Source organism: Qipengyuania citrea, from assembly GCF_024171405.1.
Taxonomy (GTDB): Bacteria; Pseudomonadota; Alphaproteobacteria; order Sphingomonadales; family Sphingomonadaceae; genus Qipengyuania; species Qipengyuania profunda.
The window spans coordinates 589,653-602,234 of sequence record NZ_JALJZT010000002.1 but is presented as its reverse complement, the minus strand read 5'-3'; the positions used below and the strand labels follow the sequence as shown (position 1 = coordinate 602,234).

At 67.2% G+C, this 12,582-nt stretch carries 7 protein-coding genes; all 7 read left to right on the top strand.

The window, feature by feature from the left end; all coding sequences use genetic code 11:
- The first annotated feature begins 107 nt into the window (after positions 1–107).
- The 7 genes from ahcY to addA all read left to right on the top strand — a co-directional run bounded on the left by ahcY (position 108) and on the right by addA (position 12,564).
- On the top strand, positions 108–1,514 hold the full coding sequence (gene ahcY / locus J2S32_RS03760; RefSeq protein WP_253516472.1) for an adenosylhomocysteinase: 1,407 nt from the start codon (positions 108–110) through the stop codon (positions 1,512–1,514).
- An 82-nt stretch (positions 1,515–1,596) separates the two neighbouring features.
- On the top strand, positions 1,597–3,942 hold the full coding sequence (locus tag J2S32_RS03755) for a sensor histidine kinase (RefSeq protein ID WP_253516465.1): 2,346 nt from the start codon (positions 1,597–1,599) through the stop codon (positions 3,940–3,942).
- Positions 3,939–4,376: a tRNA (adenosine(37)-N6)-threonylcarbamoyltransferase complex ATPase subunit type 1 TsaE gene (gene tsaE, locus J2S32_RS03750; RefSeq protein WP_253516463.1), complete on the top strand. Its 438-nt coding sequence runs from the start codon at positions 3,939–3,941 to the stop codon at positions 4,374–4,376. Before J2S32_RS03755 ends, tsaE begins: the two co-directional genes overlap by 4 nt.
- Positions 4,373–5,362, top strand: a complete 990-nt coding sequence (locus J2S32_RS03745; RefSeq protein WP_253516454.1) for an aminoglycoside phosphotransferase family protein — start codon at positions 4,373–4,375, stop codon at positions 5,360–5,362. Before tsaE ends, J2S32_RS03745 begins: the two co-directional genes overlap by 4 nt.
- The gene (locus J2S32_RS03740) at positions 5,359–6,081 is read left to right on the top strand and encodes a nucleotidyltransferase family protein (RefSeq protein ID WP_253516451.1); all 723 of its coding nucleotides are present in this window, start codon (positions 5,359–5,361) and stop codon (positions 6,079–6,081) included. The genes J2S32_RS03745 and J2S32_RS03740 overlap by 4 nt, the downstream gene beginning before the upstream one ends.
- Complete coding sequence (gene addB / locus J2S32_RS03735; RefSeq protein WP_253516448.1) at positions 6,074–9,088, top strand: double-strand break repair protein AddB; 3,015 nt, start codon at positions 6,074–6,076, stop codon at positions 9,086–9,088. Before J2S32_RS03740 ends, addB begins: the two co-directional genes overlap by 8 nt.
- Positions 9,085–12,564: a double-strand break repair helicase AddA gene (addA, locus tag J2S32_RS03730; RefSeq protein ID WP_253516445.1), complete on the top strand. Its 3,480-nt coding sequence runs from the start codon at positions 9,085–9,087 to the stop codon at positions 12,562–12,564. The genes addB and addA overlap by 4 nt, the downstream gene beginning before the upstream one ends.
- Positions 12,565–12,582 lie beyond the last annotated feature (18 nt).

The window sequence follows — 12,582 nt, the reverse complement described above, 5'->3', positions numbered from 1 at the left end:
GTCGGGGGGCTGTTGCCCCCGGTTCGTGGAGGGGCTAGGGGCGGCGCCAATATGGCGGCCGCCCCTTTTGCGTGCGGTCACCACCCCGAAAAATCGAGGACATCATCGTGACCGAATTTACCGATTACGTTATCAAGGACCTGGCGCTGGCCAAATACGGCCGCGACGAGATCGCCATTGCCGAAACCGAAATGCCGGGCCTCATGGCGCTGCGCGAGGAATATGCCGACAAGCCGCTCAAGGGCGCGCGCATTACCGGTTCGCTGCACATGACGATCCAGACCGCCGTGCTGATCGAAACGCTGGTCGCGCTCGGCGCCGATGTGCGCTGGGCCACCTGCAACATCTATTCGACGCAGGACCACGCCGCGGCTGCAATCGCGGCGCAGGACATTCCCGTGTTCGCGATCAAGGGCGAAAGCCTCGCCGATTACTGGGACTATGTCGGTCGCATTTTCGACTGGTCGACCGAAGACGATGCCGACCGCACCGCCAATATCATTCTCGACGATGGCGGCGATGCCACCATGTTCGCGCTGTGGGGCGCGCGCATCGAAGCGGGCGAGGAACTGCCCGAGCCGCAGAACGCCGAGGAAATCGAATTCCAGCGTGCGCTCAAGGCGTTCCTCAAGGCCAAGCCGGGATATCTGACCAAGTCGGTTCAGAACATCGTCGGCGTCTCGGAAGAAACCACCACCGGCGTCCACCGTCTCTATCACCTTGCCAAGCAGGGCAAGCTGCCGTTCCCCGCGATCAATGTGAACGACAGCGTGACCAAGTCGAAGTTCGACAATCTCTATGGCTGCCGCGAATCGCTGGTCGACGCGATCCGCCGTGCGACCGATGTGATGCTGTCGGGCAAGGTCGCCTGCGTCGCCGGTTTCGGCGATGTCGGCAAGGGCTCGGCGCAGTCGCTGCGCAATGGCGGCGCGCGCGTGCTGGTGACCGAAATCGATCCGATCTGCGCGCTGCAGGCGGCCATGGACGGCTTCGAAGTCGTGACCATGGACGAAGCGGTCGGTGTTGCCGATATCTTCGTCACTGCGACCGGCAACGAGCATGTCATCACCGCCGAACAGATGAAGGCGATGAAGGACAAGGCGATCGTCTGCAACATCGGTCACTTCGACAGCGAGCTGCAGATTTCCGCGCTCGACAATTACGAGTGGAACGAACTCAAGCCGGGCACCGACCTGGTGAAGTTCCCCGACGGCAAGGAAATCATCGTGCTCGGTAAGGGCCGCCTCGTGAACCTGTCCTGCGCCACCGGTCACCCCAGCTTCGTGATGAGCTTCAGCTTCACCAATCAGACGCTGGCGCAAATCGAACTGTGGACCAAGGGCGACGAATATCAGAACGACGTCTATGTCCTGCCCAAGCATCTCGACGAGAAGGTTGCGGCGCTGCATCTCGACAAGCTCGGCGTGAAGCTGACCAAGCTCAGCCAGAAGCAGGCCGACTACATCGGCGTGCCGGTCGATGGCCCGTTCAAGCCCGAGCACTACCGCTACTGATCGCCGCAAACTGCGGCACTACCGTGGCACGAACGCGCGCGGGGGCATTGCATCCCCGCGCGCGTCCGCATAGCTGGCGGTAATGGAAACCTCTCCCGCACTGCTGGCCATCGTCGGCCTCCTGCTGGCCTTATGGACCGCAGGTGCAGTCTGGGCGATGCTGCGCGCGAGCGGACGCGAGCAGAAATCGATCGCCAGCAGGCAGGTTGCGCAGCGCCTTTCGCGCCTGATCGAGGAAGCGCCCGCGATCCCGCTGCTGGTCCGCGCCGACGGGCGGATCGAGGCGCCCGACCGGCTGGCGCGCTGGATCGGGCTCGACAAGGTCCCCGAATACATGTCCGAACTGGCGGGCGCGGATGGCCGCGGCCTGACCGAAGCGCAGATGGACGATCTGACGCGCAATGTGCGCCGCACGCAGAAGACCGCCAAGCCGTTCCGCATGGCGATCACCGTGGCGCCGGGCTCGGGCAAGTCGCTGGCGATGCAGGGGTCGCTGGCAGACCCCGCGGTTTCGCCCGGCGGGGCGGCGCTGATCTGGGTCTTCGATTTCAGCGAGAGCGAAGCCGAATTGCTGCAATTGCGCGAGGAAGCCGCGCGCGCACGCGAGGATTTCGGCGCGCTGGTCGGGCTGATCGAGGCGGCGCCGATGCCGATGTGGTTCCGCGGGGCGGACATGCAATTGCGGCTGGTCAACCAGGCCTATGTCGAAGCGGTCGGCGCGGACAGCGCGGACCGCGTGGTCACCGAACAGATCGAGCTGGTCGAAACGGTCAATGGCCGGACGGCGACCGAGGTCGCGCAACAGGCTGCCGACCGGCGCCAGCCGATCGAGCGCATCGTCAGCGCGACCATCGACCGCGCGCGGCGCACCATCCGGGTGACCGACTTGCCGTTGATGGGCGAGGGCATTGCCGGTTACGCGGTCGATATCGAGGAAATGGAGGAGCAGGCCCGCGAATTCCGCGCCTTCCGCGAGGCGCAGCGCTCGATGCTCGACCAGCTGTCGATCGGCGTGGCGCAGTTCGATGCGGCGCACCGCATGACCTTCGCCAACCAGCCGTTCCACCGCGTGTTCTCGCTGCCGCCGGGCGTGGTCAACGACCGCACGACCTTCCAGCAAATGCTGCTGATTGCCCGCGAGAATGGCCGCATCCCCGAAGTCCGCGACTTCCCCGCATGGCGCAACGAACTGGCCGAGTGGTTCCAGCGCGACGAGCCGCATGAAGAAGCCTGGTCGCTGTCGGACAGCACGCATTTGCGGATCGTCGCGCAGCCGCTCCCCGATGGCGGGCTGGTGATGATCGCCGAGGACCGGACCGAGCAGCTCGCACTTTCGGCGACCCGCGACACGCTGCTGCGCACGCGCACCGCGACATTCGACAATCTGTTCGAGGCGCTGGCGGTATTCGCTCCCGACGGGCATCTGGAATTGTGGAACCGCGGCTTCCCCGGCGCCTGGGGGATCGAACACGAGGTTCTCGATGGCCACCCGCAGGCGGAGGATTTGCTCGGCGCGATTGCCCCGAACCTTGCCGATCCCAGCGCGGTGTCGGGGATCAACCAGGTCATCCGTGCGGCGACGCTCGATCGCAAGAAGAGCGATGGCCGCATCGAACTCGCCAATGGGCGCACGCTCGACTTCACCGGGGTCCCGCTGCCCGATGGCAATGGCCTGCTGACCGTGCTCGACGTGACCGCCTCGCGCCAGGCCGAACAGGCCTTGCGCGAGCGTAACCGCGCGCTGGAGGAAGCCGATGCGGTGATGACCCGCTTCCTGGCCAACATGAGTTATGAATTCCGGACGCCGCTGACCTCGATCGGCGGGTTTGCCGAACTGCTGACCAGCGGCATTGCGGGCGAATTGCCACCGCAGGCCGAGGAATATGCGCAGGCGATCTCGCTGTCGGTCGGCAAGCTCACCGAGCAGGTCGAAAACGTCCTCGATCTCTCGCAATCCGAAGCGGGCCTGATGCCGCTGCGCCAGAGCAAGCTCGAACTGCTGCCTTTCGTGACGCAGATCGTGCGCAAACAGGAACGGCGGATCCTCGACAGCGGGCTGACGCTCGATCTCAAGGGAAGCCCCGAGAAGAGCGTCACCGCCGATCCGCACCAGTTGCGGCGGGCGATTTCGCAGCTGCTCGACAACGCCATCAACGGCACTCCGCGCGGCGGGCGGATCCTGGTCGATATCGGGCGCAAGCGCGGCGAGACCAAGATCGTCATCGCCGACAATGGCCGCGGGATGAGCCAGCATGAACTGGCGCGGGCGCTCGAGGGCATCCGCATGTCTGCCGATGGCAAGGGGATCGAGCGGCGGCAGGGGCTGGGTATCCCGCTCGCGCGGCAGCTGATCGAAGCGCATGGCGGAACGCTCGAAATCCACAGCCGCAAGAACGGCGGCACCACGGCCACGATCACGCTGCCGTGACCATTGCCTTGCCCGATCTCGCAGCGATGGAGGCGCTGGGGCAGCGTATCGCGGCCCTGCTCGCCCCGGGCGATGTCGTCGCGCTTTCGGGCACGCTGGGGACCGGCAAGACCACGCTCGCCCGGGCGATCCTTGCTGCGCTGGGCCACATGGGCGAAGTGCCGTCGCCAACCTACACGATTATCGAGACCTATGACGAGCTGAACCCGCCGGTGGTGCATGCCGATTTCTACCGGCTGGAACATCCATCCGAGGTCGAGGAACTCGGGCTCGACGACTATCGCGAGGGTGCGGTCCTGCTTGCCGAATGGCCCGACCATGCCGGCGGCTTCGCGCATGAGCCGACGTGTCTCGCGATTGATCTCGAAAAGGTGGGTGACGGGCGCGAGGCCGTTGTAACCCCGGGCACATCTTGGCAAGGGCGCTGGCTATGAGCGACGCGCTTCTTGACGATATTCACGCATTCCTTGGCGATACCGAATGGGAGGGGGCGGAAATCACCCCGCTCGTCGGCGATGCCAGTTTCCGCCGGTACTTCCGGCTCAAGCTCGGCGGCAAGAGCGCGATGCTGATGCATGCACCGCCGCCCGAGGAAGATCCCAAGCCCTTCCTGCATGTCGCGCACTGGCTGGAAACCAGCGGTTTGCGCGCGCCGCATATCCTGTTGGAAGACGCCGCGCGCGGATGGGTTCTGACCGAGGATTTCGGCGACCAGCGGATGCGCGAATGGATCGACGACAATCCGGGTGACGAACGCGACATCTATGCCAAGGCGATCGACACGCTGGTGCAGCTGCATCGGCTGCCGCCGGGTCCGTTCGCGACCTACGACATGGCGGTCTATCTGCGCGAAGCGATGCTGCTGGTCGAATGGTATTGTCCGGCGATGGGGCTCGACGTCGATGTCGAGGGCTATCGCAAGGCGTGGGAGGCCGTGCTCGAGCCCTTGCTGCCGCGCCAGACGCCGGGCGTAACCGTGCTGCGCGATTACCATGCGGAAAACATCATGCTGCTCGAACCCGGCAAGCTGGCGGGCGCGCAGGGGCTGATCGACTTCCAGGACGCGCTGGTCGGCCACCCGGCCTATGATCTCGTCAGCTTGCTGCAGGATGCACGCCGCGATGTGGCCGAAGACCTCGAATGCGAAATGCTCGGTCGCTACCGTGCTGCGGCCGATCCGGGCGAGCACTTCGAAGCCGATTACGCGCGGCTCGGCGCGCAGCGGAACGCCAAGATCGTCGGCATCTTCACCCGGCTGTGGAAGCGTGATGGCAAGGCCCGCTACCTCGCGATGATCCCGCGGGTCTGGACCGCGATGGAGCGCGATCTCGCGCATGAAGCGCTGCGGCCGGTCGCCGACTGGTTCGCCGCCAATATCCCGCAGGAAATCCGCGATACCGCGGGCGGGGAAATCCAGTGAGCGAATTGGCCTCCGACACCGCCATGCTGATGGCTGCGGGGCTGGGCAAGCGCATGCGCCCGCTGACCGCGAGCACGCCCAAACCGCTGGTGCGCGTGGCGGGCAAGCCGCTGATCGACCGGGCGCTCGATCGGCTGGAGGAAGCCGGGATCGCCAAGGCGGTGGTCAATGTGCACTATCTCGCCGATGCGATCGAGGCGCATATCGGGCCGCGCAAGGCGCCCGCTGTGACCTTCTCGGACGAGCGCGAACACTTGCTCGAAACCGGCGGCGGCATGGTCAAGGCCGCGGCAGCGGGCCTGCTGCCCAGCCAGTTCTTTGCCTGCAATGCCGACAGCATCTGGCTCGATGGTCCGCGCAATGCCTTTGCCGATCTGTCGGCGCGCTGGGACCCCGACCGGATGGACGCGCTGCTGCTGGTCGTGAACCACGCGCGGGCGTATAATTTCGATGGCGTGGGCGATTTCTACATGAATGGGGCGGGGCTGTTGCAGCGCAAGCTGCCGGGGCGGATCGCGCCGTTCATCTATACAGGGATCCAGCTCGTATCCGAGCGGCTGCTGCGCGATGCGCCCGAAGGCAAGTTCTCGACCAATGTCCTGTGGGACCGGGCGATTGCCGAAGGCCGCCTGTTCGGGCTCGCCTTTACCGGGCACTGGTACGAAGTCGGCACGCCGGCGCATATCCGCCCGACCGAACAGGCGCTCAAGGGTGGCTGAACGGCACCAGCCGCAGGTCTACTCGATTGCTGCCCACCGCGGCTTTGCCGATGCGCTGGTGGCGGGTCTCGTCCCGCGATATTCGGACCCCGAGTTCGGTCTTGCGCGGCTGACGCTGCTGGTACCGAGCAGCCGGGCGCGGCGGACGATCGCCGAAGCCTTCATCCGCCACGCAGGCGAGCACACTACGCCGGGGCTGCTGATGCCGCGCATGGCGGTGGTTGGCGATCTCGATCTCGACGAGACGCTGGGCCCGCTGCTCGATCCGCTTGGCGCGGCCGATGTCCCGCCCGCGATCGATCCGCAGCGGCGGCTGTTCGCGCTGGCCCAGCTTATTGGCGAAACCATGGGCGACGAGGCGCCCGGCGGGGCGACCCTGCTCCGGCTGGCGCGCGAGATGGGCGCGACGATGGATCGGCTGCTGGTCGAAGGCGTGGGCCCCGAGGAATTGCTTGGCGAACCCGTGCTCGACCTGTTCGGATCGCTGTCGGGCCATTGGCAGCAAAGCCTCCACCTGTTTGCCAGCGTGCAGGCACAATGGCTGGCACAATTGCGCGAATGGGACGCGCTCGATGCAGCCGCGCGGCGCAATCGGCTGTTCGACTGGGCTGCCTCGCGCTGGAAGCAGACCCCGCCGCCGACGCCGGTCGTGGCTGCGGGGGTGACCAGCGCGGCGCCGTCGCTCGCGCGGCTGTTGCGCGTCGTGGCGGATCTCGAACATGGCGCGGTCATCCTGCCCGATTTCGACCTGACGATGCCGCAGGCGGTCTGGGACGAATTGGGGCGGGCGGGTGCAACGCCCGAGCCGGGTGCCACGCCGTTTGCGCGCGACGATGCGGTGACGCATCCGCAATATCACCTCAAGCTGCTGCTCAACCGCATGGGGGTGGCACGGGAAGAAGTGCAGCCGTGGCATCGCAGGGGCCTCGCCGCGGCGCCGCCCGAGCGCAGCCATGCGATCGGATCGCTGTTTCTCCCGCCCGAGGCAAGCAAGGGCTGGGTCGATCTGCCGCCCGAAAAGCGCCGCCTGTCGGGCCTGCGGACGATGACCTGCGCCACGCCCGAGGAAGAAGCGCAGGCGATCGCGCTGCTGGTGCGCGAAGCGCTCGAGGAACCCGAACGGCGCGTGGCAGTCGTCACCCCGGACCGCGCATTGGCGCGGCGGGTGGTGCACCATCTCGACCGCTGGAATATTGCCGCCGACGATTCGGCGGGCCGCCCGCTCTCGCAGACCCCGGCGGGGCGGTTGTTCCTGCTGCTGGCCGAGGTGATGGCGGAGGACGCCGCGCCCGTGCCGCTGATGGGGCTGCTGGCGCATCCGCTGGTCGATGGCGGCATGGAGCGCGGTACCTGGCTGCGCCAGCTGCGCCGGATCGAGCAGCGTTTGCGCGGGCCGCGGCAGGCGGGCGGGCTTGTTCCGCTTGCGAAGATCGCAGCCCAGCTGTCCGAAACCCATCCGCCGGTCGGCGCATGGTATGCGGTGGTCGAACAGGCGCTGATGCCGCTGCTTGCCTTGCGGCAGGAGGAAAGCGCGCCGCTGGCCGAAGTGCTGGATACGCTAGCCGAGGCGGGCGAGGCGCTGTGCGGCGAGAAGCTGTGGGCCAGGGAAGACGGCCGCGCGCTCTCCGCCTTTGTCGAGGATTTGCGGCTGCATGCGCGCGAAGCGGCTTTTGCGCTCGCGCCTACCGAAACGGGCATCGCGCTGCGCGATGCGATGGAGCAGATCGCAGTGCGGCCACCCTATGGCGGGCATGCGCGGGTACATATTCTCGGTCTGCTGGAAAGCCGGATGAACCGCGCCGAACTGGTCATCTGTGCGGGGCTCAACGAAGGCGTCTGGCCCACCAGGGGCGGGATCGACGCGCTGCTCGCGCCGCCCGTGCTGCGCGCGCTGGGCATTCCCGGCTCCGATTTCCGCATCGGTCTGTCGGCACACGATTTGGCCGGGGCGATGGGGGCACCCGAGGTGGTGCTCTCGCGGTCGGAGCGCGACGAGGCCGGCCCTGCGATTCCCTCGCGCTTCCTGTTGCGGGTGCAGGCGTTGCTGGGCGAGATGCTGCCGCGTTACGAGGAACGCGAAGCGGTCGCGCTGGCCCGCGCCATGACGCGCGCACCGGCGGCCGAGCGCTATCCGCGGCCCGCGCCCGATCCGGCGCCGGAACAGCGCGATGTCGATATTTCCGCCACCGCGCTCGATCGGCTACTGGGCGATCCCTACCAATTCTATGCGGGCAAGATCATGGGCCTGTCCGATCTCGACGCGCTCGATGCCGAGCCGTCGGCGCTGTGGCAGGGCAATGTCGCACATACGATCCTGCAGCGCTGGCACGAGGCGCGCGAGAGCGATCCGGCGGCGTCGCTGGCACCGATCATGGATGCGGTGCTCGACGAGGAAAACGCCGATCCGCTGATGCGCGGTCTGTGGCAGCCCCGCCTCGAAGCGGCGCTGCGCTGGATCGAGGATCAGGTGACCAGTTACGACGAGCGCTGCGTGCTCGCGGTCGAGAAGAAGGGCGCGATGACTTTCGAAGGCGTGCAGGTGCATGGCCGCGCGGACCGGATCGACCGGCTAGAGGACGGCAGCCTTGCGATCATCGACTACAAGACCGGCAAGCCGCCCAGCGCGGCGATGGTCGAGCAGGGCTTTGCACTCCAGCTCGGTATCCTCGGCCTGATCGCCGAGCGGGGCGGGTTCGACGGCCTGTCGGGCGATCCGCACGGTTATGAATACTGGTCGTTGGGCAAGGCGAACAATGACGATAACCCGTTCGGCTTCGGCTATGTCGACATCCCGCTGAAGGTCGGGCGCAAGACTTCGGGTGTGCTGCCCGAGGAATTCCTCCCGCTCACCGCCGAGAAGCTGACGCTGGCTATCGGCCGTTTCATCAAGGGCCGCGATCCCTTCACCGCGCGCGAGAACCCCGATTACCCCGCCTACGACACCTATGACCAGCTGATGCGGCTCGATGAATGGATCGCGCATCAGGATGGCGGAGAGGACGCATGAGCGGGACCGTCTACGAACTGCAGGACAAGCAGCGGCTCGCGGTCGATCCGCAGGACAGCGTGTGGCTGTCGGCGAGCGCGGGGACCGGCAAGACGCAGGTGCTGTCGGCGCGTGTGTTGCGGCTGCTGCTCGAACCGGGTGCCGATCCGTCGCAGGTGCTGTGCCTGACCTTCACCAAGGCGGGCGCGGCCGAAATGGCGGTGCGGGTCAACGCGGTGCTCGCGCGGTGGGTGCGGATGGACGATGCCCAGCTCGGCAAGGAGCTCGGCTATCTTGGCGCGCCGGCCGATCCCGCCACACGTGCGCGGGCCCGCGCACTGTTCGCGCGCGTGCTCGATTGTCCCGGCGGCGGCTTGCGGATCGATACGATCCACGCCTTCGCACAATATCTCCTCGCCGCGTTCCCGGGCGAGGCGGGCATGCTGCCCGGATCGCGCCCGATGGAAGACCGCGAGCGCGACCTGCTCAGCCGCGAGGTGCTGGCGACGCTGCTGGGCGAAGGCGACACCCGCATAACCGGCGCGATTGCCGAGCTGAGCAAGCGCAAGGGGCCCGATGCGGTCCGCGGCTGGCTGATGCGCTGCGCACGGCACATGGATCTATGGCGCGGACCGGGCAGCTGGCAGCCGCCCATGCAGCCGCGCGTCCACCGCCTGCTCGGCATCCCCGCCGACGCCGATGCTGCATGGGTGGCGCAGGCCTGTTCGGACGACGCCTTTCCCGTCGCGGCCTTGCGCGCCTGCCTGTCCGCCACGCGCGGATGGCCCGCCAAGACCGGGCAGCAATGCGCCGACTTCATCGAGGGCTGGCTCGCCGGTGATGCGGACGCGCGCCGAGCTGGTCTCGAGGGTTTCTGCACTACATTGCTCAAGAAGGACGGAACGCCGCGCAAGCTGGCGGGGGCGGAGAAGGCCGATCCTGTCTTTACGGACAATCAGCAGCAGGTGGCCGAGGCCGTGGCGCAGGTCCGCGAACGCGCCGCGTTGATCGAGCTGGCTGCATTCCTTGCTCCGCAGCTCGAGGCCGGGCGCGCCTTCGCGCTCGTCTGGCATAAGGCGAAGGAGCGCGAGGGGCTGGTCGATTTCGACGACCTTATCGCCCGCGCCGCCAGCCTGCTGTCGAACAGCGCGATGGCCGAGTGGATCCGCTACAAGCTCGACCGCAGTTTCGACCATATCCTCGTCGACGAAGCGCAGGATACCAATGCGGCGCAATGGAGCATCGTCAAGGCGCTGACCGACGATTACTTCGACGGCGCGGGCGCGCAGGGCGATGCGGTGCGCACCATCTTTGCCGTCGGCGACTACAAGCAGGCGATCTTCGGTTTCCAGGGCACCAGTCCGGAAAACTTCCGCGAAGCGCGCGATTACTTTCGCGACAAGCTGGATGCCGCTGCGCAGGCCGCGCGCGAAACGCGCGGCGCGCCGAACGTTCGCGGGCTGGAGGAATACGGGCTCGGGCGCAGCTATCGCACGAACCAGCAGGTGCTCGGCTTCGTCGACCGGGCAATCGATGCGATTGGCTATGGCGGTTTCGGTCTCGACCAGCGCGGCGACCCGCATACGGGCAGCGCGGAGCCGGGGCTGATCGGTCTGTGGCAGGTCGTCCGGGTCACGGAAGGCGAGGATGATGACGGCGAGCGGGAAGGCTGGCTTGCAAGGCACGATCGCCAGCTGGCCGATCGTATCGCGCAGCAGGTGGCACAGTGGCTTGATCCTGCGGGCGAGGGCTTCACGCTGTCGAAGGGCAATCCGCGCCGTGCCACGGCTGGCGATGTCATGATCCTGGTACAGAAGCGGCGCGAACTGGCGTCGCTGATCGTCGCGCGGCTGTACCGTCACGGTGTTCCCGTTGCCGGGGTCGATCGCCTGCGGCTCGGCAACCCGCTGGCGGTGAAGGATTTGATGGCGGCGCTGCGCTTTGCCGCGCAACCGCTCGACGATCTTACGCTCGCCAGCCTGCTGGTCTCGCCGCTGATCGGGTGGAGCCAGGACGAATTGCTGCGCTACGGCCATCGCCCGCCCCGCATGCGCTTGTGGGAGCATCTGCGCGACAGCGATGCCGAGCGGGTCGTGGAGACCATGGGCATCCTGCGCGAAATCCTGCGCCGCGCCGATTACGACAGTCCGCAGCAATTGCTCCACTGGATGCTGATCGGCCCGATGGACGGACGGCGGCAATTGGTCGCGCGGCTGGGGCGCGAAGCGAACGATCCGATCGACGAATTGCTCAATGCGGCGAATGCCTATGCCAGCGCGCATACCGCCAGCCTTCAGGGCTTCATCCGCTGGTTCGATGCCGACGATGGCGACCTGAAACGCGAAGCGGGCGAGGGGGGCGACCAGGTCCGCGTCATGACCGTGCATGGCTCGAAGGGGCTCGAAGCGCCGATCGTGATCCTCGCCGACAGCGCGATCCGCCCCGATGGCGCAGGGGAACTGGTCCTGCACGAGGACCTCCCCGGTGGGGGCGAGGCACGCGCGGTCCCGCTGCCCGTCCTTGCCAAGAGCGAACAGGTCGGTCCGTTGCGGCTGGCGGGCGAGCTCGAAACCGCCAAGGCAATGCAGGAGCACTGGCGGCTGCTCTATGTCGCGCTCACACGCGCGCAGGAAGCGCTGTTCATCACCGGTTCGCTGGGTCCGCGCGATGCGAAGAACGGCCCGCATGAGGATAGCTGGTATGCACGCCTCAAGCCGTTGTTCGGCGAGGACGAGGGACTGGCGGACCCGATCTGGGATGCGCGCTGGGAAATCGGCGAACGCGCTCCCGCTGTAGCGCCAGCGGCCGAGCACACCGCCGAGAGTTCGCAGCCGATGCTGCCCGTATGGGCCACGCGCCCGATCGGTCCCGAACCGCGGCCGCCGCGCCCGCTCGCGCCATCGGGGCTGGGCGAGGTCGAGGGCAGTGATCCGCCGCTGCCTCCCGCCCATGCGGCAGAAGCGGCGCGGCGCGGGACGCTGATCCATGCGCTGCTCGAACGGATGCCGCAGCTGGCCGAGGATATGCGCGAGGAACAGGCGCGCGGCTGGCTCGCGCGGCAGGCTCCCGATCTGACCGAGGCGGAGCGCGCGGAAATGCTCACCCGGGTTCGCGCGGTGCTGGAGGATCCGACCTTCGCGCATGTGTTCGGTCCGCAGGCGCTTGCCGAAGTGCCGCTCGCCGCGACGGTCGAAGGGCAGGTCGTGATGGGCACGGCCGACCGGTTGCTGGTCACGAGCGAGACGGTCACCGTGGTCGATTTCAAGACCGCGCGGCGCCCGCCAGCCGCGCCCGAGGACATTCCCGAAAGCACGCTCAAGCAGATGGCGGCCTATGTCGCCGCGCTGGAGGCGATCTATCCCGGCCGGCGGGTAGAAGCCGCAGTGCTCTATACCCAGACGCCGCAGCTGTTCGCCTTGCCGCCCGCGATACTGGCTGCCTACAAGAGCGCATTTGCGGCGCCGCAGGAAAGTTTTACCCTGCCGCCCGTTGAGTAATTGACCGGGCTGCCCACA